The sequence below is a fragment of the Streptomyces sp. NPDC090022 genome (assembly GCF_044748145.1).
In the GTDB taxonomy this organism is placed as follows: Bacteria; Actinomycetota; Actinomycetes; order Streptomycetales; family Streptomycetaceae; genus Streptomyces.
The window spans coordinates 141959-163875 of the sequence record NZ_JBIVFN010000010.1; the positions used below are offsets into that span (position 1 = coordinate 141959).

Below are 21917 nucleotides of genomic sequence, written 5' to 3' on the forward strand. Positions count from 1 at the left end.
CTAGCATGGCGCCATGAGCGGCATCGGGGAGTGCTTCCGCCCGCCGGCGGGGCAGCTGGGGAAGGCCGGGCGGGACCCGGGGTGGGCATCGGACCTCGACCGGTTCCGGCGGGTCCGCCCGGTCCGTTTCGCGGCCGCGGCACCGGGCCCGGGGAGGCGCACGTGACGCTGGCGGAGAGCGATCCGCGTACCGTCGGCGGGTACCGGCTGGAGGGCAGGCTCGGCGCCGGCGGGATGGGCGTGGTCTACCGCGCCCGGTCGGTGTCCGGGCGGCAGGTCGCCATCAAGGTCATCCGGCCCGACCTGGCGGGGGACGGCGCCTTCCGTGCCCGCTTCCGCCAGGAGGTCGCCGCCGCGCGCCTGGTCAGCGGCGCGTTCACCGCGCCCGTGGTGGACGCCGACCCCGACGCCGACGAGCCCTGGCTGGCCACGCTGTTCGTCCCGGGCCCCTCGCTGGCCGACGCCGTCGCGACGTACGGTCCACTGGACGCGCCGGGGGTGCGGCGGCTGGCGGCGGGGCTGGTGGAGGCGCTGCGCGACATCCACCGGGCGGGGCTGATCCACCGCGATCTGAAGCCCGGCAACGTGCTGCTCGCCGAGGACGGGCCGCGCGTCATCGACTTCGGCATCGCCCGCGTCTCCGACGCCGCGCCGTTGACCAGCACCGGACTGGTCGTGGGCACACCGCCGTTCATGGCCCCCGAGCAGTTCCGCAACGAGCCCCTCACCCCGGCCGCGGACGTCTTCGCGCTGGGGTCGGTCCTGGTGTACGCCGCCACCGGGCACGGGCCGTTCGACGCCGAGAGCACGCACGCCGTGGGGTTCCGGGTGGTCTACGAGGAGCCGGACCTGGCCGGGGTCGCGCCGGAGCTGCGGCCGTTGGTCGACTCCTGCCTGGTCAAGGACCCGGCCGGCCGGGCGACGGTGGACCGGTTGCTGTCCACGCTCGCCGGACCGGCCGTACCACCCCCGCCCGCCGCGACGCCCACGCCACCGCCGGCGACCGTGGTGGACCCGCCCGCCCCGGGCGTCGCGGACCGCTTCCCCGTGACCGGGGCACGACCGGCCGGCGCCCCGGATCCCCGCGTCGCGCGGGTGCCCGCAGCGGACACGCCGCCGGAATCACCCGCGCCGCCGCAGTCGCCCACGCGGCCCGCGTCGCCGCCCGGCGACCCACGACCGTCGCCGGTCGGCCACCGGGGCCGCCGGCGCGCGCTGTTCGCGGCGGCAGCGGTCGCCCTCGCCGCGGCGGCGACGGCGGTGGCCGTACCGCTGCTGGCCAACGGCGACGGGAAGGCGGGCGACGGCAAGGGCGCGGACCGGGCCGCGAGCCCGGCCGCGGACCTCGCCCCGGCGCCCTGCGGGCCCGCCGGAGCACTGAGGGGCGCCGGTTCCTCCGTACAGAAGCCCGCCCTGGACCGCTGGGCCGCCGACCACGCGCGGCGGTGCCAGGGCAGCGAGGTGTCCTACCAGCCCATCGGATCGGGCGCGGGCCTGACGCAGTTCCTGTCGGGGCAGACGGACTTCGCGGTCGTCGACACGCCCCTGACGGCCGCTCACTCCACCGAGTCCGCCGCGCGCTGCGGCGGCAGGCCCGCGCTCCAGCTGCCGCTGGACGCCGTGCCGATCGCCGTGGTGTACCGGCTGGAGGGGGTGGACTCCCTGACGCTGGACGCGCAGACGCTCGCCGGGATCTTCGACCGCAAGATCCTGCGGTGGAACGATTCGGCGATCGCCCGCCTCAACCCGGGCGTGATGCTGCCGGACACGGAGCTGACGACGGTGGTCCCGGCGGCCGCGAGCTCGATCACGCTCGGTTTCACGCAGTACCTCGCCGGGGCCGCGCCCGCGGCCTGGCCCCACCAGCCGGCCACGACCCTGCTCACGGGGTCGGTGACGGCGGCGAAGGACCAGGTCGCGGAGGTCGCCCAGACCCAGGGGTCGATCTCCTTCACGGCGCTGAGCGGCACGCAGGGCCGCCGTACGGCCGCGCTCATGACCGCGGCGGGCGCTCCGGTGCCCGTGGGGCCGGACTCCGCCGCCCTGGCGCTGGCGGCGGCCGCGCCGGTGGCGAAGACGGGCGGGGCCCCGCTCAGCCTCGACCCGGCGACGAGGACACCCGGCGCCTACCCGGTGGTGCAGGTGGCGTACACGGTGGTGTGCGAGGAGGGGAACCGGGCCGAGTCACTGCCGCGGCTGCGGGCCTTCCTGGACGACACGGTGAACGTGGCGGGCCGGAAGGCGGTGATCGAGACGGGCTACGCCGCCCTCCCGGAACCACTGGCCCTCCAGGTCCGCCGCACGGCCCAGGGCCTGCGCCCCTAGTACCGTGGTCCGCCGGTCGGGCCGTCGGGCCGTCGGGCCGTCGGGCCGTCGGGCCGTCGGGCCGTCGGGCGTGGGAAGCGGCGGGGCGCGGGGGCGGGCGCTAGCCTCGGTGCCATGAGCCAGCCCCCTGAGCGCTACACCGTGGTACTGAAGCCCCAGCTCTCGGACACCGACGGGCACACCGACCACGGGGCCGCGATGCGTTCCGCGACGGTCGTGGCCACGGGTGCCACCGGTGCGAGCGGCTCCCCCCGCTACGAGGGCGACGGCGTGCAGGTGGACATCGACCCGCGGACCGACACGGTGGAGGCGGCCACCGTCGACGGCCGCGAACTCCCGTACGGCTGGGTGGCGGAAGCCATCCGCCCCTGACCCGGGCCGCCCGCCGGGGGAAATACGGTGCCGCGGGCGCAGGCCGGCGGTTAGCATCGCGCGGTGTCCGCAGAGTCCCGCTCCTGGTCCCCGTATCCGAAGATTCCCGCCGGCCGCCGGCTGGGCGAGGCCGGCGGGCGGGACTGGGTCGCCCAGGAGAAGGTGCACGGCGCCAACTTCGCCGTCGTGTGCGACGCGAGCGGGCTGCGTCCCGCCAAGCGGCGTGAACTCCTCGGGGACGGCGGCCTGGACGACTTCTTCGGTGTCGGCCGGATCTGGCCGGCGCTGGCGGTCGCCGCGAGCCGCTGCGCCGCGCTGCTGCGGGACCGGTACGGGGCCGCCGGGTCGGCGACCGTGACGCTCTACGGCGAACTGGCGGGTGGCCGTTACCCGCACCCCGACGTCGCGCCGGTCGCGGCCGCCGAACCCGTACAGACCGGTGTCTGGTACGCCCCGGACCTGCTCTGGCTGCCCTTCGACGCGACCGTCGCCCCCGTGGACGGCGGTCCGGTCTGGGTCGCCGACCGGGCGCTGCGCACCGCGGCGCGGGCCGCCGGGCTGATGTGCGCGCCGTTGCTGGCGCAGGGCACCCTGGCCCGGGTCGGGCAGCTGCCCGTGGTCTTCCCGACCCGGCTGCCCGCGCTGCTCGGTCTGCCCGCACTGCCCGGCAACCTCGCCGAGGGCATCGTGGTCAAGCCCGCCGGGGAGTCCCGGACGCAGACCCCGCCGATGGCCAAGCTCAAGCAGCCGGCCTTCGCCGAGGACGAACGGTTCGCGGGCGCCCGCCCCTACCGGGTCCCCGCCGAAGGCGCGGCGGGCGTGCCCGGCTGGCTGCTGGCGCACGCCGCCGGACTGCTCACCCCGGCGCGGGCCGCCGCGGCGGTGGGCAAGCTGGGGCCCCATACCCCGGCGCGCGAGGTGGCCGCCGAGATCGCCCGGGACGCGGCGGACGAGACCGAGGAGGGGCTGGGCGGCCTGAACCGGGCCACCCGCCACGCCCTGGAGGAGGCCCTGAGCCCCGGCGCCCTGGCCCTGGCCCGGTTCGACGCCGCCGACCGGCGCGGCTGACCGGCGGGGCCGAGCCGAGGGGCTGGCTCACGGGGCTGACCGGCGGGGCCTTCTGGCTGGGCTGACCGGCGGGCCGACCCGCGGGGCCGACCCGCGGAGCTGGCCCGCCGGGCCGAACCGCGCGGCCCGGCCGCCCTCGCGACCGCCGTGGAGCCGGAAACTCGTTCGCCGAAGCCCCGGCGCGGACGTCATGATGACCGGCATGATCCATTCGTGCGCAGGGAGGCGGACGGCGTGACCGACTGGCTCACCACCCCCGTCGGGCCCCACCTCCTGCGCGGCGCGCTCGACGTGGAGCGCACCGCGCACGGCATCCTGCCGCACCGGCTGCCCGCCCGGGCCCGCGAGCAGTTCCCCGACCCCTACCTGGCCCAGGTCGAGGCCCAGCCCTCCGGGGTGCGGCTGGTCTTCCGTACGGCCGCCACGGCGATCGAGCTGGACGCGCTGGCCACGAAGACCGTCCATCGCGGCGGTCCGGCGCGCCCGAACGGCGTGTACGAACTCCTCGTCGACGGCCGTCCGACCGCGCGGGCCGCTGTGGCGGGCGGAAACCTCCACACCATCGACATGGCCACCGGCGCCGTGGTCGCCACGCCCGGCGCGCCCGGCACCGTCCGGTTCACGGGGCTGCCCGCCGGGGTGAAGGACGTCGAGATCTGGCTCCCGTACAACGAGATCACGGAGCTGATCGCCCTGCGGACGGACGCGCCGGTCGAGGCCGCGCCGGACCGTGGCCGCAGGGTGTGGCTGCACCACGGCAGTTCGATCAGCCACGGCTCCAGCACGGACGGACCGGCCTCGACCTGGCCGGCGCTGGCCGCCGCCCGGGGCGGCGTGGAACTGATCAACCTCGGTTTCGGCGGGAACGCCCTGCTCGACCCGTTCACCGCGCGCGCCCTGCGCGACACGCCCGCGGACCTGATCAGCGTCAAGATCGGCATCAATCTGGTCAACACCGACCTGATGCGGCTGCGCGCCTTCGTCCCCGCGGTCCACGGGTTCCTGGACACGATCCGGGAGGGGCACCCGGACACGCCGCTGCTGGTCGTCTCCCCCGTCCTGTGTCCCATTCACGAGGACACGCCGGGTCCCCTCGCGGCGGAGTTCGACGGGACGGCCCTGCGGTTCCGGGCCCTCGGCGACCCGGCCGAGCGGGCCGCCGGGCGGCTGACGCTGGGCGTCGTCCGCGAGGAGCTCGCCCATCTCACCGCGCGGCGGGCCGCGCGGGACCCGCACCTGCACTACCTCGACGGGCGCTCGCTGTACGGCGCGGAGGACTACGCCGAGCTGCCGCTGCCCGACGAGGTCCACCCGGACACCGCCGGCCACCGCCGGATCGGGGAGAACTTCGCCGAGCTCGTCTTCGGCGCGGGCGGCCCTTTCGCCGCCCCGCGCGGCTGACCGCCGCCGGCCCCGCCGCGCGCCCGGCGCACCCCGGGGCCGGCGACCGGCGGCCGGCGGCGACGGCCGGAGGGCCGGTCGCGCGTGGCGACCGGCCCTCCGGGTGCGGTGTGTTGCCTACGGCGCGGTGTGCCGCCGCGCGGCTCAGACGGGCGTGCCCGCCACCTGCGTGAAGCCGGACCCGCAGGCCGACGGGATGTTCGCGTGCGAGAAGGGGTAGTTGGTGACGGCGCACTGCGCCTCGTACTGCCTGCCGTTGGCGGCCAGCAGGGTGATGTTCAGGTACCCGAAGACCTCGACCACTGTGGCGTTGAGGGTGCTGTCGACCGCCGCGACGGCGACGTCGGCGACACAGTCCGGCGTTCCCGGCACCAGGCCGAGGTTGACCCAGACGCCCGGGTTGCGGGGGTCACTGAGGAAGGCGTGCCCCTTCCGGTCGTTCGCGACGCGGAACACGCTCCCGTTCAGCTGGCCGAATTCGAAGGCGGTCGAGGCGACGTGCCGCGGCACCAGGCACTTCTTTTCCTTCTTCGGGTCCATCCGGGTCGTGCTCTTGGGGTCGGTGGCCGCGTCCGTCGTGCTGTACGCGGCCGCGGACGGGACCATGAGCGCCCCGAGGAGCAGGGCTCCGGACACGGCCGAAACACCCCGCCCGACCCAAGCGAGCTTCCTCATCTGGTTTCCTCTCGGTGAGTGCGAGGCCCACGAAGTCCACCGTCCGGCGGACGCGTCATCGCGTCACCGCGTCCACGGCATCTGAGACGGCCTCATCTTCGGGATCGAACCTCCCACGCTCACCGCGGCCGCATGCGCACGCTCCGGTGGCGTCACTCAGGGAGAGCACCGCCGGGCCCCGAATGGTGGTGCGGGGACCCGACGGCCGTCGGCCGGCGGCCGCCGGCCGACGAGGCACCGTGCGAGGCGCCGTGCGGGGCTCGGCTCACAGGCCGCCGGTGTGGAGGAGCCGGTCGGGGGTCTGCGGCGGCACTCCGGACAGGACCCCGGGTACCGCCTGCTGCGTCAGCCAGGTACGCACCTGCGCGGGCGTCGCCGAGGGGTTCCTCGCGAGGTAGAGGGCGGCCACGCCGGTGGCGTGCGGGGTGGCCCATGAGGTGGCGGCGCCCTCGAGTTCCGTGGTGCCGCCGCCCGCGAGTGCGGAGGTGATCTTCTCGCCGGGCGCGTAGAGGTCCACGCACCGGCCGTACCCGGAGCCGAACGCCGCCGAGTCGCTCCAGTGCCGGTCGGCGGTGGTGGCGGCCGCGACCACGATCGCGCCGCGGACGCCGACCGGGGAGTGCCCGCAGGCGTCGTCGTTGAAATTCCCGGCCGCGACGACCGTGGGGATCCCCGCGTCGGTCATGCGCTGGACGGCGGCGTCGACGGCGGCGGAGCGGTACGCCAGGTTGAGGGACATGTTCACCACGGCCGGGCGGCGCGCGTGGGCGGTCACCCAGTCCGCGGCCTTGACGAGGGCGGCCTCGGCAGCGGGGTCGGGTGCCCCGGGGCCCGGAGGGACGTCCTTGGCGCGGGAGAGCGGGGGGACACCCTTGGTGCCGGGGCCGCGGAGGGACGCGGGACCGTTCGCGATGCCGCGGGCGGGGCCGGTCGCGGAGCCGCGGGCGGCGCCGCTCACGGTCCCGGTCGCGGTCCCGGTCCCGGTCGCGGTCCCGGTCGCGGTCCCGGTCGCGGTCCCGGTCGCGGTCGCGGGCCCGCTCGCGCCGCCTTCCTCGCACGCAATGGCCTGGACCCGCACGATCGTGGCCTTCGGAGCGACGCCGGTGGTCCGGCCCGCGATGATGCCGGCGACGAACGTGCCGTGGCCCACGCCGAGGCCGTCGAGGCAGTCCCCGGCGTCGGGTGCCCCGATGAAGTCGGCGCCCTGCTTCGCACGGCCGCCGAACTCGGCGTGGCCGAGGTCCACTCCGCTGTCGATCACGTACACGTTCACCCCCGCGCCGTCGGACCGCGCGGTGAACTTCCCGTCGAGCGGCCGGTTCCGCTGGTCGAGGCGGTCGAGGTGCCACGGCACTCCGGTCCGCACGACGGGCGCCGGCGCTCCGGGCCCCGAGGGCAGGGGGCTCCCGGGGCCGGTCGTGGGGGCCGCCGTACCGGACGGCCCGCCGGGTCCGGGACTTGCCGGGGTTCCGCCCGGCGCGGCGGTCGCGGACGGGGGCGCGGTGCCGGCGCCGCCCGCGGCCGGGTCCTCCACCGGGCCACAGGCCGAGAGGCCCAGCGCCACCACCCCGATCGTTACCGCCCACCGTGTTCCGCTGCCGCGCCCGTGTCCCATGTCCGGCTCTCCATCAGTCCGTGCGGTCCCGCTGCCGTGACGTGCACCCGTCGACCGCTCAGACGAGCCCCGGGCGCCGCCGGTTGCGGCGTACGGGCATCGGCGCAGGGCGGAGCCCGTGACGAGGCGGGGTGTCACCGGACACGTCCGCTCCCGTACAGTCCGTGCCGCCGACGCTCTCTCAGCAACCCCGCCCAGCGGTCGAACAGGAGATGCCCGTGGTGGCAAGGCAAGCCGGCCAAGCCGGCCAAGCCGCACCACACCGGGCGCCCGGCCCGCCCACCCGGGCGGCTACCTGCCGTTCGGCATCGGCCCCCGGGCGTGCGTGGGGCTGCGGTTCGCGCTGCGCGAGTCGACGGTGCTGCTGGAACACCTGCTGCCCGCCCACGCCCCGGTCTTCCGCTCGACGCCCACCCGGGCGGCGTACAGCATCACGGTCCGCCCGGCCGGCTCCACGCCCGCGACCCTGGCTTCCGACGCCCTCTGACCATGCGTCACCGGCAGCCTGCCGGGCGTCCCGGCGGCGGCTTCCATGCCCCGGACCCGGCCGCTGTCCCGGTTCCGGACCGGCTGTCGGCGGCGGGCCCGGGGGCGGGTCCCGGGGCGGGGGTCCGGCGGCGTGGCCGGCCGGCGAGGACGCCGAGCAGGACCATCGCCAGGCCTGCGACCTGACGGGAGGTGAGCGTGTCCCCCGCGACCAGGACGCCCAGCAGCACACCCGTGACGGGATTGAGGAGCCCGACGAGGCCGACCGTCGCGGCGGGCAGGTGGGCGAGACCGGCGAACCAGGCGGTGAAGGCGCCCGCCGTACCGACGACCGTGACGTACGTGAACGCGATCAGCGCGTCGGCGTCGAGGTGCGGCGGCGCTCCCTCCACCGCGACGGCCAGCGGCAGCAGGAGCAGGCCACCGGCGATGAGCTGCCAGGAGGTCTGTGCCAGGACGTCGACCTCGGCGCTCCACCGCTTGGCGAGGACGTAGCCGACTGACGCCATCAGCAGGGCGGCGGCCGAGGCCAGTACGCCGAGGGGGTCGACGGCCGTGACGCCCGTCAGGAGGAGCAGCCCCACACCGGCGACTCCGATCACCGCCCCCGCCACCGCGCGTACGCCGGGACGCTCGCCGGCCATCGCCCAGGCGAGCAGCATCAGGGCCAGGGGCGAGGTGGCCATGACCGCCGAGGCGATGCTGGTGGGCAGCAGCTGCGCCGACACGTACACGAGGGCGAAGAAGGCGCCCATGTTGAGGGTGCCGAGCACGAGGGACTTCCACCACCAGGATCCGTGCGGCCGCTTCCGGCTCAGCGCGAGCAGCAGCAGACCGGCGGGAAGGGCGCGGATCGCGGCGCCGTAGAGCGGGGCGTCGGCGGGCAGGTGTGCCTGGGTGACGTAGTAGGTGGTCCCCCAGGCGACCGGCGCGATGGCCGTGACCAGCATCCAGCGTAGAATACCTTCCATGGAAGACAATGTACCTTCCCGGGAAGACAGTGGCGACCCGGGTGTCTCGGGAGCCGCGGGAGCCGCGGGAGCCGCCCGCGGCGGCTCCGCGCCCGACCATGTCGCCCGCATCCAGGCCGAATGGGCCCGCGAGCGCCCCGACGTCGACGTGACCCCGCAGGGCGTCTTCGGGCGGCTGCACCGGCTGGCGGCGCTGCTCACGGAGCAGCTCTGCGTGGTCTACCGGCGCTACGGCCTCTCCGAGGGCGAGTTCGACGTACTGGCCGCGCTGCGCCGCGCCGGCGACCCCTTCGAGCGCGCGCCCGGCGAGCTCGCCGCCTTCACGATGGTGACCACCGGGGCCATGACCAAGCGCGTCGACCGCCTCGAGCGCGAGGGCCTGGTCACCCGGCGCCGCGCGGCCGACGACGGCCGCGGCCGGGTCGTCGCCCTCACCCCGGCCGGGCGGGACCTCATCGACCAGGCGTTCACGGAGCACATGCGCAACGAGCGGCGCCTGCTGGACGACCTCGGCCCGCACGAGGCCGCGCAGCTCCAGGCGCTGCTGACCACCTGGCTCGGCCGCGTGGAATCCCCGCACGACGCACCGTCGCCCTGAGCCGCCGGGGTGGCGGGCGCCGGGCGGCGGCGACCCGTACGCGGGCACGGACGCGGACGCCGCCGGCCCCGTGCGCGGCGAACCGCCGTCCGCCGATCCCGTAGGCTCGGCGGATGGCGAAGTACTTTGACGTCCACCCCGAGAACCCCCAGCCGCGCACCATCAGCGGCATCGCTGACAGCATCCGCTCCGGGGCGCTCGTCGCGTATCCCACGGATTCCTGCTACGCGCTGGGATGCCAGATCGGCAACCGCGACGGCCTCGCCCGGATCCGGTCGATCCGGAACCTCGACGACCGCCACCACTTCACCCTGATCTGCCAGAACTTCGCCCAGCTGGGTCAGTTCGTGCACATCGACAACGACGTGTTCCGCGCGGTCAAGGCGGCCACGCCCGGCAGCTACACCTTCATCCTGCCCGCCACGAAGGAGGTGCCGCGCCAGCTGCTGCACCCGAAGAAGAAGACGGTCGGCGTCCGGATCCCCGACCACGGCGTGACGCAGGCCCTGCTCGCCGAGCTCGGCGAGCCGCTGCTCTCCAGCACGCTGCTGCTGCCCGACGAGGCGGAGCCGATGACCCAGGGCTGGGAGATCAAGGAACGGCTCGAACACGTGGTGGACATCGTCGTCGATTCCGGTGACTGCGGGACCGAACCGACCACCGTCATCGACTTCTCCGGCGGCGGGGCCGAGATCGTACGGCGCGGGGCGGGCGACACCACGCGCTTCGAGTGACGCCTGCGTGCGGCCGCCCGTACGTGGCCCCCGGCGCGTGACCGCCCGCCGTCAGCTGCTGTCCTCGGCGAGGATCCGGTCGGCGGCGAGGTGCGGGCAGGCGTCGGTGTGCCAGGTGACGGACAGGACCCCCTCCGCGGCGCACAGGGTGCGCACGGCACCGTCCACCGGGCCTGCCTTGCAGTAGGCGCACGGGACGGTCTGCGGGCGGAGTGGATCGAACATGGCCGTGTCCTTCCTGCGGACGAGCAACACCGGCTGTGTCCACATCTATCAAATCCGGGACGATCCGGCTCCGATACCCGCAGGTACGATCCAAGTCCTGGCGCATCCACACAGCGCCCGGTGTCACTCCGACGTGGTGCACCCGCGCCGGTCAGCCGCCGAAGCCCCCGCATACGGTGCGCTCGCCGCCCTGCTGCACCGTGTAGGGGGCGTACTTCACGTTCATCATCTGGAAGCCGCCGTCAGAACCGATCATGAACGATCCGCCCGGCGCGGTGGGTGAGGACAGGAACGCGAGCCCCGGCTCGAACCCGCTGCCGGAGAGCCGGGCGGTTCCGTCCTCGGACGCGGCGGAGACGGAGCAGGTGGCCGCGGGAAGGGCGGCCGCAGCGCGCGGGGCGAGGGCGACCGGGGCGAACGCGAGCGGGGCGGCGATCAGCGCGCCGGCCGCCACCGGTGCCAGTACCAGCAGACGTGCTTGCCGGTTGAACATGCCTCCAGGCTACGCGCGGCGGGCCGGGCGTGGCGTGTGGTGGGCGACCGGCCGGGGCACCGGCCCGCCCGGCGCGGAAAAGATCCTTCCCGCGGCGCGTGACCTCGCGGGAGGCCCGTCGTTGTACGAGGTGGTCAGCGAAGTGCACACAGAGATCCCGGGACGTGGTGATCCCGGGATCTCGTGCGTTCGGGCGCCGGCGGGCCAGGTCAGCGGCCGACGGCGGCCGGCTCCACGACGACCTTCTCAACGGCGGTCTTCTCAGCGACGGTCTTCTCGGCGACGGCCGGCTCCACGCTTGCGGCCGGCTCCACGGGGTCCGTGCCCGCGGCCGCGGCGGGCGCGGCGGGCGGGCCCGTCCGGCCCCGCAGACCGATTCCGCCGATCACCGCGACCAGGGCGAAGGCGACGGCCCCGATCCAGAAGGTGAGGGTGAACCCGGACTCCGCGGGCAGCGCGGGGACACCCGGCGGCAGGTCCGCGATCGTCATCGAGGCGAGGATCGTGGTGACGACGGCACTGCCGATCGCGCTGCCGGTGGAGCGCGAGATGGAGTTGATGCCGTTGGCGATGCCGCTCTGGTGGTGCGGGACGCTGGCCATGATCACGGCCGGCATGGCGGCGTAGCCGAAGCTGACGGCCGCGCCGACGACCAGCCCGGCGCCGATCACCGAGAGGGTGTGGCCGTGGTCGAGGGCCAGCCAGGCGAAGCCCGCGGCGCCGAGGGCTGCGGCCAGGCCCAGCGCGGCGCGCGGGCCGCGCCGGCGGACGAGCCGGCCGCCGACGGGCGAGGCCAGCAGGGAGACGATCGCGCCGGGCAGCAGGAACTGGACGGAGGCGCGCAGGATGGACGCGTCGAAGCCGTAGCCGGTGAGCTGCGCGGGCATCTGGACGAGGTAGGAGACGCCGAGGAAGTTGGCGAACATGCCGAACCCGACCAGGACGCCGGCCAGGTTGGCCATGAGCACGGGGCGGTGGACGAACATCCGCATGTCGACGAGGGGCTCGCGCACCGTGCGCTCGACGCCGACCCAGACGGCGGTCATCACGGCGGCGCCGGCGAAGCTGCCCAGCGTACGGCCGGAGGTCCAGCCCCAGTCGTGGCCCTGCGAGATCGGCAGCAGGAGCAGCAGGAGCGCGAGGCCGAGGGTCAGCGCGCCGAGGAAGTCGGTGCGGCCGCCGGTCTTGTGGCGGGTGGCGGGGACGAGGACGACGACCGCGATCAGGGCCAGGACGGCGAAGCCGGTCGCCATCCAGAAGGCGCTGCGGTAGTCGGTGCCGGATCCGGAGGTGAGCAGGCCGGTGGCGACGAGCGCGAGGCCGCTGCCGAACGCGAGGGTGCCGCTGACCAGCGCCATGGCACCGGGCAGCCGCTGCGGGCGGAGCTCTTCGCGCAGGACGGACAGGGCCAGCGGGAAGATCGCGGTGGCGGCGCCCTGGAGCACCCGGCCGAGGATCAGCAGCGGCAGCGAGGACGCCACGGCGGCGATGACCGAGCCGGCGACCATGACGCCGAGGACGGCGACCAGGGTCGGCTTCTTGCCGTGCTGGTCGCCGAAGCGGCCCAGGAGCGGGGTGAAGACGGCCGCCGAGAGGAGGGTGGCGGTGGTGACCCAGCTGACGCCGGCGGCGGAGGTGCCGAGGTCGTCGCGGATGAGGCCGAGGATCGGGACGGGCAGCGTCTGCATCATCGACACGACCATGGCCGCGAGGCTCAGGGCGAGGACGATGACCGTCTCGCTCCTGCGTCCGGTCGCCGGGGCGGTGGTGGAGGGGGAGCTCATGGCTGGCGGGACCTTCTTCATGCTTCAGATCGCAGATGTTTGACGTCATCAAGTAACTCGATGACGGTAGACATCGATAGTTCAGGTGTTCAAGTAAACAATTGATAATGTGAAGCATCTCGAGTACGCTCCGGGCATGAGCGACACCGCCCGACAGGCCGCCCCCACCAAGCTGGAGCTGCTGGAACTGCTGGCCGCCATCGGCACCGCCCAGTGGCGGGACTTCGCGGCCGCGGCCGCGCACCACGGCCTCACGTCCACCCAGGCCCGGGTGCTCGCCCAGCTCGACGGCCCGCTGCCCATGCGCGGCCTCGCCGCGCTGCTGGTGTGTGACGCGTCGAACGTCACGGGCATCGTGGACCGGCTGGAGGCCCGCGAGCTGGTGCGCCGGGAGCCGGACCCCTCCGACCGCCGGGTCAAGAACGTGGTGGCCACGGACGCCGGCCGTGAGGTCATCCGCCGGGTCCGGGAGGAGATGCAGGCGACGCACAGCGCGCTCGACACCCTCGCCCCCGACGAGAGCGCGGCCCTGCACGGCCTGCTGGAACGCCTGCGCCCCACGATGGAGAACACGTCCTGAGCGTGCGAGGCCTGCCGCCGACGCCGGGATGCGCCCCCATCGCTCCGGTGGGACTCTGACCGTACGGGGCCGCATCACCTGCCCTCACCGAGCCGCCGTGCCCTGACGGGGCGCGGGATCCGCGAGGTGTGGGATGAAGCCGGGATACGCCTTGGGGGCCGCGGTGCTGCTGACCCCGGACCCGGGGCGTCCTGTCCGTCACGGTGCGGCTGAACTCCTCCGAGACGGTCAGCCCCAGGGCGGTGCTGTACCTGTACGAAGGGTCGACCTGCCGCAGCAACGGCCTCGAGGGATCGGCGCGCACCTCGGACCGGCCGCTCACCCTGGGCACGGTCCGTTCGCACCAGTTGACGGTGGAGAACGGGGAGTTCCTGTCGGACGACTCCGCCCACGCCAAGTTCTCGATCTCGCACGCGGCCGGCGCCGATGTCGGGCGGCCGCGCGAGCCGTCGAGCGTCGTCGCCACGGCCGTCCCCGGCACCGGCGAGAAGAGCGTCCGCGTGCAGAGGGAGGACGACGCCACCGACGAGACGGGGTACGAGATCCGCAACGTCACCCTCGACCAGAACTTCCTCGTCTCGGCCAACAGCAGAAGTTTCACGATCCCCCACCTCGACGAGAACGTCAGGTACTGCGTCCAGGTGCGGGCGGTCGGCGTCAAGGGCGCCTCGGACTGGACACCCGTGGGCGAGGGGGTGGAGTGCGCGTGAGGTCGCGCCGGACGGCGCTGAGGCCCGCGTCACCCTGGCGTGGGCGCGGGCCTCGCGGCGGTCAGGCGGTGAGTTCGGTGGCCCAGGCGCGCAGCGCGGCGCGGGTGGGGAACGCGGCGACGTTGCGGTCGAGGTTGCCGGCGTGGCTGTACTGGTGGAACGTCCAGGGGTGCCGGATGCGCGGGCGCCCGGCGGTGGTGAGGTCGGCGATCCACAGGCCGTCGGCGCAGCCGGACGTGGTGTCGCGGTGGAACCAGAAGTCCCTGTTGCAGTAGAGCACCACGCGGTGCTCCGGCCGCAGCCGCTTGACCTCGGCGAGGAAGGCGTCCTTCTCGGCGCAGGAGGCGGCGGTGCCCTCGAGGTTGTCCTCCCAGTCGCAGGCGAGGACGTCGCCTGGCCGGAGCGGAGCGTGTTCGACGAAGTAGGCGGCCTGTGCGGCGATGTTGCCCGGCCACAGGAAGTGGTAGAAACCGACCACCGCGCCGGCGTCCCTGGCGGCGGTGGCCTGCTTGTGCCGGACGGAGCTCTTCCAGCTCCGCCCCTCGGTCGCCTTGATGAAGACGAAGTCCCAGCCACTCGGATCGAACTCGGGCTGGTAGGCCGAGATGTCCACACCCTTGACCGTCATGTCGGCGTCTCCCTGCTGTCGGTGACCGGTCCGCCGTGAGCGACGCACACGTCCGGATCCGGTTGCACACACCATGGATACCCGGGTTCGTGGGGCGCGGTCACCTCGTACGGTCGGCTCCGGCGTACGCCTGGACGACGGGCGGCCGACCGGCGGATCCCGCGGTGCGCGCCGTCCCCGGCGGCGCCAGGGTGGCGCCATGAACGAGTGGTGGACGCGCAACATCGTCGAACCGGGGAAACTGCCCCTCCTCGTCGCGTTGACCGCCTTCGTGGTGACCTTCGCCGTCACCCGGGTCATCACCCGGATGATCCGGGCCGGGAAGGGGCCGTTCCGCAACGTCACCCCCGGTGGTCTGCACGTCCACCACGCGGTGCCCGGGGTGATGCTGATGACCGTCGGCGGCTTCACGGCGATCGGGGGCGGCCGTGCGGGGTGGGGCGCGGGCTTCGCGGCCCTGCTGTTCGGCATGGGGGCGGGGCTGGTCCTGGACGAGTTCGCGCTGATCCTGCACCTGAGTGACGTGTACTGGACCAAGGAGGGCACGGTCAGCGTGGAGGTCGTGATCATGACGTCCGCGCTGGCCGCCCTGCTGCTGTGCGGTTTCCTGCCCTTCGGGGGCGACGGCCTGACGGATGACGAGCAGCAGAGCCGGCTGACCGCGGTGGGCACGGTCGTCCTCAATCTGCTGCTGGCCGTCGTCGCGCTCTTCAAGGGCAAGCCGCGGCTGGCGGTGCTCGGTGTGATCGTGCCGCTGATTGCGCTGGTGGGCGCGGTGCGGCTGGCGCGGCCCACGTCACCGTGGGGCCGGCGCTTCTACCGCTCCCGGCCCCGGGCGCGGGCCCGCGCGACCATGCGCGCCTTCCACCACGACCGCCGCTGGAGCGGGCTGCGACGCCGGGTGGACTACTTCATCGGCGGCGCGCCGAACCGCTGAACCCGCCCACCGGTCCACGCCCCGTGGGGCATCCCTGTGCGGTATCCCCGTGCGGCATCCAGTACTCCAGTGCGGTTTCGTGATCTATCCGCTGGTTTCGTGAGCTGAGCGTCGTCGGTAGTGGCTGCGCCGGGCTGTTGCCTGGTGGCGTCTGCGCCAGTTCGACCAGTGCAGCAGTCTGGCCATGGACACGACTGGTGGGTTGAGGACGGCGGTGAAGAGGTGGCGGATCTCTGGAACGGTCAGCGAGATCGGGTCGCTGCCCCGGACGTGGTGATGCGGTTCTGCCGGCCGATCGGGGGCTGCATCAGCGGCAACGGCGGCCAGGAACGCCAGCGCGAGCATGGCGAGCGTGACGTGCCGATATGGATCCAGGCCCAGTCGTAATAGCGCAGGCCCTTCGCGCCGATGCCGGCGCTTTGCCGTTACCAGGCAGCCTCGGGCAGGCGGTCGCCGACCGTGTCCGCGCGAATCGGCGTGCGGCCGGAGTTGATCCGGACCCGGACGGAGCAGGCGACCGCCAGAACGTAGCCTGAGGTTCCCCCGCTGTGCGGGAGTGGCTGACTAGCTGGTCAGAGCGGGTCGACGTGGTTTCAGGTTCACTTGTTCAGCCGCTGCCTGGTTGGCGTAGTGCTTCTCCTCGAACTCGATCGGGCTGAGGTTGCCGAGCCGCTTCTGGATGCGGCGGGGGTTGTAGAAGCCGTCGATGTACTCGAAGAGCGCGAGGTTCGCCTCGGCCCTGGTGGCGAAGACCCGGCCGCGGATGCACTCGGTCTTGATGACCATCCACAGGTTCTCCGCCAGGGCATTGTCGAACGAGTCGCCGACCGAGCCCATGGACGCCTGGATACCGGCCCTGACCAGGCGTGTTGTGAGCTTCACGGACGTGTGCTGACAGCCGTGGTCCGCGTGGTGAATGAGTTCACCCGGCGCGACTTCGCGGCTGGCCAGGGCATACTCCAGCGAGGTCAGGACCAGGTCGGCGTCGGCACGGGCGGAGGTCTCCCAGGCCACCACCCGGCGGGAGAACGCGTCGCGGATCGCGGAAAGCCACAACGGCCCCTCCAGCGTCGTGACCATGGTCAGGTCGGTGACCCACAACCGGTTCGGCCCGCTCGCGGTGAAGTCACGTCGCACCAGGTCAGGGGCCGGATCGGCGTCCGGGTCACGCCGGGTGAAGCCCTTGCTCTTCCGGGGGCTGATCCCGGCGAGGCCGGCCTGGCGCATGAGCCGTTCGACGCGCTTGCGGCCGACGTGGACGCCCTCACGCCTGAGGACGGCGTGCACGCGGGGTGAGCCGTAGATCCCGCCGGACTCGTTGTGGACCTGCCGGATCCTGCTGGTCAGCTCGGTGTCCTGGCGGCGCCGTTCGCACGGCTCGGTCACCGCCTGGCGCCACCGGTAGTAGGTGGAGGAGGGGATGGAAAGTTCCCGGAGTACGGGCTCGACCCCCAGATGCGGGTGCTCGTCAACGAGCGCCGTCACCTGGGCCGGGTCGGGTCGAGCTGGGCCGCGAAAAAAGCCGAGGCCGTCCGCAGGACCTCATTCGCCCGCTTGAGCTGGGCATTCTCCTTGCGCAGGGCGGCAAGCTCCTCCCGTTCTGCGGTGGTGAGCATGTCGTCGCGTTCGCCGGCGTCGGCCTCGGCCTGCCGGATCCAGTTGCGCAGGGCCTCGTGGTGCACGCCGAGCTCCTCGGCCATACGGCGGATCACGGGCTTCGGCTCGGCGGTCCGGTACATCCGTACCGCACGCTCACGCAACTCCAGCGGGTACTTCCTCGGTGCAGGCATCGACTGGTCTCCTCTCATGAGACCCATCTGACCCTCTGTCACCCATCCCCGCATCTCGGGGGAACCTCAGCCGGTCCCGCGTGTCTCCAGGGCGACATGCAACTGCGGGTCCTGCCCGTATGCCTCGTCGCCGGTCACCCATGGTGCTTCCACCCCGGCGTCCAGTGCGGCGGCGATCATTTCCCAGGCCAGGCGGGGTTTGGTAGCGAACTGCGCCTCGTCGGGTATCCCGGCGGAACAGCAGCCGACGTGACCGGGTTGCTTTCATTCTTCACAGGTTGGCAATTCGGGCGCCGCGCGCACAGGGACGACTTCGACGCCGACCGCCGTCCCTGACTGCCTGTTTCTGATCCCCGTCCGCGCAGGTCAGCGGCGGAAGCGGAAAATTTCGCAGGGTTATGACAGTGAGCGCTTTCAGCTTCGCCGCTCCAGGGTGACGCCATGGTCCTCGCTTGAGCCCTGGAAGCTCCTCGGCTGGGCCCGCCGGGCACGGTGGGTTGTCTGTGGAAAGTCGCCGGCGGTCACTTCGCTGAGGGGCTGGCTCCGCGCTTCGGGGCGGAAGACGATCACAGGGAGGGATAGAACGCATGCCCGAAGTATCATCCCTGCAAAGTTCTCCGGCCTGTACTTCCCGACCTCCTTAGTGGCGTAGTCGGACGGAGGCATCCCTGTGGAGAGGACAGAGGGCGATGAGTGTGGCCGAGAGTTGGTCGCGTGTGATGAGTCTGCTTCGGGAGCACGCGCCGGCCGATCACGCGGATCTGCCCGGGCCCGCTACGGAGCGGATGCTCGCGGCAGCCGAGGAACGGATGGGGATCTCCCTGCATGGGGACCTGCGGACGTGGCTGTTGCAGAACAATCTGGATCTGTCGGAGGAAGATTTCGACGACGAAGTGCAATGTTGCGGTTTCGATGGGTTCCCCGACGAGGGGAGCTTCTTTCTGGGCATCCGGGCGATGGAGAGGCTCTACGCGAACCGTTCCACGTCCTGCGGATTCGACCCGCCGGACCAGCCGGACTACCCGTTCTGGCGCAACGAGTGGATCCCGTTCCTGTCGGACCAGGACGGCTGGATGGGAAAGTTCATCGACGCGAGGGACGGGCGTATCGGCAGATGGTTCGTGGGTGAGCCCACGGTCACCGGCGAGTACGCGTCACTGGCTCACTACTTCGACTCCGTGGCGGAGATGCTGACAAGGATCGGCGCGGGGGACTATCCGGTCTGTTCCGTTGCCGAAGGGCGACTTGTCTGGTCGTGAGACGGTTCCCCACTGGATGACGGCCATTGCCGATCCGTCCTCCCCCCCCTGGAAGGGCAATGAGATTCATCAGCGTTGACGTTCCAGGGTGAGGATGGCTGCGGCGATGACGGTCATGCGGTTGGGGCTGCAGCGGGCCCGGCGGAAGATCTGCCAGGACTTCAGCCTTGCGATGCTTCGTTCGACCGGTGCCCGTGCTGCTGACAGGGCCCGGTTGATCGTTCGTTGGGTCGTGGTGAGGTCCCGGTTCGGGAGCCGTCTGATCGGTGTGGTCACCCAGGGGCCGGCTCCGATGTAGGCGCGGTCGGCGAGGACGGGGACGCCCTGGCGTTCGCAGATCCGGATGATGCGTGGGTGCGGGCCGCGGTCAGGTCGTGGGTGCGGCCGGGCAGCGCGGGTGAGATCCACAGCAGCTTGCCTGCGGGGTCGGCGATGACCTGCACGTTCACGCCGTGGCGACGGTGCTTCTGCGAGAAGTCACTCCGGCTGTCTCCGACCCGGTCGCACTCGGCGAGCGTCCCGTCGAGCAGGACGTGGTCAGGATCAGTCTCGCGTAGGACACGCAGCAGGCCGGGCGCCCGTCGGGACAGGTGATCGACGACGGCCGTGACGTAGGCGTGGGCGGTGCCGACGGATATGCCGGAAAGGTGGGTGACGGCTTCGACCTGACCCTGCCCTGGCAGCCTCCGGAGAAGGGTGGCACCGGCGACGGCGAGCGGCTTTCGGTCGGTTACGCGAAGAACACCCTCACCATCCGCCACGTCAACGCCTCGGGCAGCATGACCATCCACACCGCCACCCGGGCCTGACTGCCTGTTTTTGATCACCGGGCCGAGGCCCCTCGTTACCCTCGGGGGCAGGGCCCTCCGGGCCGCGTTCGCGGCCGTCAACGCCGCCCCTTGGTCAAGTTCACCGGGGCCGTTCTCCGAACCGGTCGATCTCACCCTGTACTTCCACTTCCGCCGCTGACCTGCGCGGACGGGGATCAGAAACAGGCAGTAAGAAAGGCGGTGGACGGACGGCTCCAAGAATGTCGGTGAGAAGCAGGAACGGGTGTCGCGGCTCCACGGCAGTGCAGCGTCGCACCGCCATACTCGGAGCGGAGCGGACTAGAGAGGCGGTACCGGGTGAGCAGCACGGTGGTGCCGCTGGTGATCGCGTTCCTGGGGATCGTCGGCACCCTCGTATCAGGACTCATGACACAGCAGCTCGCCGAAAGGCCAAGGCCAAGGCCAAGGAACTGGATCAATCAGCACGGCAGCGCGTCCAGGAGCGGCAGCACGAAACCGAACGCGTGATGAAGGAGGCCATTCGGAGCTGCTACGTCATGCTGAACACGGCTTCCCTGGACTTCCACTCCGAGCTGAACCACTTCTGGCATGCCCTCCGGGTCGGCCGCGTCACGGATGACGTGAGGGCTCGTCTGGACGATGCACGGCGCGAGCACCGGGCGCGGTACTCCGAGGCGCAAATGCGGGTACCGGACGACGTACTCACCGTCATCGACGGCGTCCACCGCCAGCTCAACCGCATCTACGGGGTCCTCAAGCGTCTGGACAGCGGGATCCCGTCGCACTTCGAGGACGACGAGTCCCTGGACGGCGCACACCATCAGCCCCTGATCGACAAAATGAGCACATGGACAGCGAACCTCTGCAGATCCCGCTTGATCAGCTGCGGCACGCCTTCGAGCTGGCACTGCAACGCATCGAAGCGTCGGCCGGCAGCGCAGTGGCGCTCGAACACGACTACTTCTGGTCTGTTCCGGGCGACGAACTCTACGACGTCCCCAACGAACCGAGAACGATGACAATCGGGCAGCTCTCCGAGTCGTGGCAGCACCTTGAGGACCTCCTCGCCGACCCGAACCGGGCCGTGGGCCACCACCTGGTCTGGCTCGCCGATGTCCTCCGTGCGATCGGACAGTCCACCGCCCAGTAGCCACCACGCGCGCGACGTGACGTGGAACTACGAAGTCACACTGGAGTACTAGGGGGAGTTCCCCGGGGGTGGATCGGGGGCATCCCGGGGGCGGACCGGGGACCTCCCCGATGGGCCGGCGGGCGGGCGGCCGCCACAGTGGGATGCATGACGAAGTCCCCCTTGAACCGTCCCTCCTGGATCGCCTTGGCCGCAGCGGGCGCCGCTCTGGTCACGGTCACCGCCGCCCTTCCCGCCGGCGCCGCGCAGTCGCCGGGCGGCGGTTCCCCGACCACCGCGGCGGCCACCGTCCGTGACCGGCGGACGGACCCGATAGACGCGGCGGCGCTCCAGGCGTCCCTCGGCACCCCCGCCGACGGGCTGTTCGCCGGCGCGATGGCCCGGGTGGGCGGGCGCGAGGGGCGGTGGACCGGCACCATGGGCGCGGTCTCCGCCGATCCCGACGCGTCCTTCCGGGTGGGCAGCATCAGCAAGTTGTTCACGTCCACGGTGGTGCTCCAGCTCGTCGCCGAGGGCCGGCTCTCCCTCGGCACGCCCGTCCAGCGCCTGCTGCCCGGCACCGTGCCCGCCCACTGGGAGCCCATCACCGTCGAGCAGCTCCTCAGCCACACCAGCGGTCTCCCCCGGGCCGCGTGCTGGGACGCGAACGCCGTCTACACCCCCGCGGAGTTGGTCAGGACGGTCACCGAGTGTCCGCAGGCCGGCGAGCCCGCCACCGGCACGGACATACCGCAGGTCTACAACGGGGTGAACTACTTCCTGCTCGGCATGGCGATCGAGAAGGTCACCGGGCACTCCTTCGCCGACGAGGTCACCCGCCGCATCACCCGCCCGCTCGGCCTGCGCCACACCTATGTCCCCGCGTGGGGCGAGACCGGACTGCGCGCCCCCGCGCTCGCCCCGCACCTCCCGGCGGCCGACCCGTGGCCGTGGGCGGAGGGCGGCATGGTCTCCAACGCGCCGGATCTGGAACGGTTCCTGACGCAGCTGCTGCGCGGTCGGCTGCTGCCGCCCGCGCAGCAGAAGCTGCTCTTCGAGCTGCCGCGGCACGCCGAGCGCGGGTTCACCCGGGGCGGCGTGCAGTACGCCAGGCTCCCGGACGGTACCGAGGTCTACGGCAAGTCCGGTTCGTACGGCGGCTACACCAACGGTGTCTTCGCCACCCGCGACCTGCGCCGCTCCGTGGTGTACTCGCTGGTCCCGCTCACCACGGAGCAGCGGCGGATCGAGGAGCGGTACCTGGGCATAGCGGCCGCCGCGTTCTGAGCGGGCCGAAGCCCGCCGGGCCCCTTGCCGCCTTCCGGATCCCGGGCCGCCGTGTCGCG

General features: G+C 72.8%; 23 protein-coding genes and 2 pseudogenes. 14 read left to right on the forward strand and 11 right to left on the reverse strand.

Annotated features, from left to right (window positions below):
* The first annotated feature begins 162 nt into the window (after positions 1-162).
* From ACIPXB_RS19970 to ACIPXB_RS19985, 4 genes are all read left to right on the forward strand, one after another.
* Complete coding sequence (locus tag ACIPXB_RS19970; RefSeq protein ID WP_401451575.1) at positions 163-2325, forward strand: substrate-binding domain-containing protein; 2163 nt, start codon at positions 163-165, stop codon at positions 2323-2325.
* A 114-nt stretch (positions 2326-2439) separates the two neighbouring features.
* Complete coding sequence (locus ACIPXB_RS19975) at positions 2440-2697, forward strand: hypothetical protein (RefSeq protein WP_401451578.1); 258 nt, start codon at positions 2440-2442, stop codon at positions 2695-2697.
* A gap of 63 nt (positions 2698-2760) precedes the next feature.
* The gene (locus ACIPXB_RS19980; protein ID WP_401451580.1) at positions 2761-3765 is read left to right on the forward strand and encodes an RNA ligase family protein; all 1005 of its coding nucleotides are present in this window, start codon (positions 2761-2763) and stop codon (positions 3763-3765) included.
* A 213-nt stretch (positions 3766-3978) separates the two neighbouring features.
* Positions 3979-5166 carry a GDSL-type esterase/lipase family protein gene (locus ACIPXB_RS19985; RefSeq protein WP_401451582.1) on the forward strand — a complete coding sequence of 396 codons (1188 nt, stop codon included), beginning with the start codon at positions 3979-3981 and terminating at the stop codon, positions 5164-5166.
* A 144-nt stretch (positions 5167-5310) separates the two neighbouring features.
* Here the strand turns inward: ACIPXB_RS19985 and ACIPXB_RS19990 are convergent, their stop codons facing one another.
* Together ACIPXB_RS19990 and ACIPXB_RS19995 are read right to left on the reverse strand one after the other, a co-directional pair.
* Entirely contained in the window at positions 5311-5841 is a 531-nt protein-coding gene (locus tag ACIPXB_RS19990) for a hypothetical protein (RefSeq protein WP_401451585.1), read from the reverse strand.
* A gap of 265 nt (positions 5842-6106) precedes the next feature.
* Positions 6107-7456 carry a S8 family serine peptidase gene (locus ACIPXB_RS19995; RefSeq protein WP_401451587.1) on the reverse strand — a complete coding sequence of 450 codons (1350 nt, stop codon included), beginning with the start codon at positions 7454-7456 and terminating at the stop codon, positions 6107-6109.
* A gap of 118 nt (positions 7457-7574) precedes the next feature.
* Here ACIPXB_RS19995 and ACIPXB_RS20000 point away from each other — a divergent pair, with 118 nt between their 5' ends.
* A complete protein-coding gene (locus ACIPXB_RS20000; RefSeq protein WP_401451590.1) occupies positions 7575-7943 on the forward strand; it encodes a cytochrome P450 in 369 nt (122 codons plus the stop codon).
* A 7-nt stretch (positions 7944-7950) separates the two neighbouring features.
* Here ACIPXB_RS20000 and ACIPXB_RS20005 read toward each other — a convergent pair whose 3' ends face one another.
* Positions 7951-8913, reverse strand: a complete 963-nt coding sequence (locus tag ACIPXB_RS20005) for a DMT family transporter (protein ID WP_401451593.1) — start codon at positions 8911-8913, stop codon at positions 7951-7953.
* Here ACIPXB_RS20005 and ACIPXB_RS20010 point away from each other — a divergent pair.
* Complete coding sequence (locus ACIPXB_RS20010) at positions 8912-9511, forward strand: MarR family winged helix-turn-helix transcriptional regulator (protein ID WP_401451595.1); 600 nt, start codon at positions 8912-8914, stop codon at positions 9509-9511. The two genes, ACIPXB_RS20005 and ACIPXB_RS20010, sit on opposite strands and share 2 nt — an antisense overlap.
* A 113-nt stretch (positions 9512-9624) precedes the next feature.
* The gene (locus tag ACIPXB_RS20015; protein WP_401451597.1) at positions 9625-10245 is read left to right on the forward strand and encodes an L-threonylcarbamoyladenylate synthase; all 621 of its coding nucleotides are present in this window, start codon (positions 9625-9627) and stop codon (positions 10243-10245) included.
* Positions 10246-10296: 51 nt separating this feature from the next.
* Here ACIPXB_RS20015 and ACIPXB_RS20020 read toward each other — a convergent pair whose 3' ends face one another.
* The 3 genes from ACIPXB_RS20020 to ACIPXB_RS20030 all read right to left on the reverse strand — a co-directional run bounded on the left by ACIPXB_RS20020 (position 10297) and on the right by ACIPXB_RS20030 (position 12747).
* Positions 10297-10470: a hypothetical protein gene (locus ACIPXB_RS20020; protein WP_401451600.1), complete on the reverse strand. Its 174-nt coding sequence runs from the start codon at positions 10468-10470 to the stop codon at positions 10297-10299.
* Positions 10471-10621: 151 nt separating this feature from the next.
* Complete coding sequence (locus ACIPXB_RS20025) at positions 10622-10963, reverse strand: hypothetical protein (RefSeq protein WP_401451602.1); 342 nt, start codon at positions 10961-10963, stop codon at positions 10622-10624.
* 209 nt (positions 10964-11172) lie between these two features.
* Entirely contained in the window at positions 11173-12747 is a 1575-nt protein-coding gene (locus ACIPXB_RS20030; RefSeq protein WP_401451604.1) for an MFS transporter, read from the reverse strand.
* A gap of 136 nt (positions 12748-12883) precedes the next feature.
* Between ACIPXB_RS20030 and ACIPXB_RS20035 the strand changes: the two genes are divergently transcribed.
* Positions 12884-13327, forward strand: a complete 444-nt coding sequence (locus ACIPXB_RS20035) for a MarR family winged helix-turn-helix transcriptional regulator (protein ID WP_401451606.1) — start codon at positions 12884-12886, stop codon at positions 13325-13327.
* Between the two features lie 203 nt (positions 13328-13530).
* Entirely contained in the window at positions 13531-14037 is a 507-nt protein-coding gene (locus tag ACIPXB_RS20040; RefSeq protein WP_401451610.1) for a fibronectin type III domain-containing protein, read from the forward strand.
* Positions 14038-14098: 61 nt separating this feature from the next.
* Here ACIPXB_RS20040 and ACIPXB_RS20045 read toward each other — a convergent pair whose 3' ends face one another.
* Positions 14099-14665 (reverse strand): glycoside hydrolase family 25 protein, encoded by a 567-nt coding sequence (locus tag ACIPXB_RS20045; protein ID WP_401451612.1) that lies wholly within the window; start codon positions 14663-14665, stop codon positions 14099-14101.
* Between the two features lie 199 nt (positions 14666-14864).
* On the opposite strand from ACIPXB_RS20045, the gene ACIPXB_RS20050 reads away from it, so the two are divergent.
* Positions 14865-15602 carry a hypothetical protein gene (locus ACIPXB_RS20050; RefSeq protein ID WP_401451614.1) on the forward strand — a complete coding sequence of 246 codons (738 nt, stop codon included), beginning with the start codon at positions 14865-14867 and terminating at the stop codon, positions 15600-15602.
* Between the two features lie 564 nt (positions 15603-16166).
* Here ACIPXB_RS20050 and ACIPXB_RS20055 read toward each other — a convergent pair.
* From ACIPXB_RS20055 to ACIPXB_RS20065, 3 genes and pseudogenes are all read right to left on the reverse strand, one after another.
* Positions 16167-17087 (reverse strand): IS3 family transposase, encoded by a 921-nt coding sequence (locus tag ACIPXB_RS20055; RefSeq protein WP_401451616.1) that lies wholly within the window; start codon positions 17085-17087, stop codon positions 16167-16169.
* Positions 17084-17392, reverse strand: a complete 309-nt coding sequence (locus ACIPXB_RS20060) for a transposase (protein WP_158104026.1) — start codon at positions 17390-17392, stop codon at positions 17084-17086. The genes ACIPXB_RS20055 and ACIPXB_RS20060 overlap by 4 nt, the downstream gene beginning before the upstream one ends.
* 78 nt (positions 17393-17470) lie before the next feature.
* Positions 17471-17635 (reverse strand): annotated as a pseudogene (locus ACIPXB_RS20065) (transposase); the annotation flags it as partial.
* A 446-nt stretch (positions 17636-18081) separates the two neighbouring features.
* Here ACIPXB_RS20065 and ACIPXB_RS20070 point away from each other — a divergent pair.
* Complete coding sequence (locus ACIPXB_RS20070; RefSeq protein ID WP_401451618.1) at positions 18082-18651, forward strand: SMI1/KNR4 family protein; 570 nt, start codon at positions 18082-18084, stop codon at positions 18649-18651.
* Positions 18652-18720: 69 nt separating this feature from the next.
* Here the strand turns inward: ACIPXB_RS20070 and ACIPXB_RS20075 are convergent.
* Positions 18721-19292, reverse strand: a pseudogene (locus tag ACIPXB_RS20075) (transposase family protein); the annotation flags it as partial.
* A 6-nt stretch (positions 19293-19298) separates the two neighbouring features.
* Between ACIPXB_RS20075 and ACIPXB_RS20080 the strand changes: the two are divergent.
* From ACIPXB_RS20080 to ACIPXB_RS20090, 3 genes are all read left to right on the forward strand, one after another.
* A complete protein-coding gene (locus ACIPXB_RS20080) occupies positions 19299-19460 on the forward strand; it encodes a hypothetical protein (protein WP_401451755.1) in 162 nt (53 codons plus the stop codon).
* 829 nt (positions 19461-20289) lie between these two features.
* On the forward strand, positions 20290-20592 hold the full coding sequence (locus ACIPXB_RS20085) for a hypothetical protein (protein WP_401451620.1): 303 nt from the start codon (positions 20290-20292) through the stop codon (positions 20590-20592).
* A gap of 147 nt (positions 20593-20739) precedes the next feature.
* Positions 20740-21858, forward strand: a complete 1119-nt coding sequence (locus ACIPXB_RS20090) for a serine hydrolase domain-containing protein (protein WP_401451622.1) — start codon at positions 20740-20742, stop codon at positions 21856-21858.
* The last annotated feature ends 59 nt before the right edge of the window (positions 21859-21917 follow it).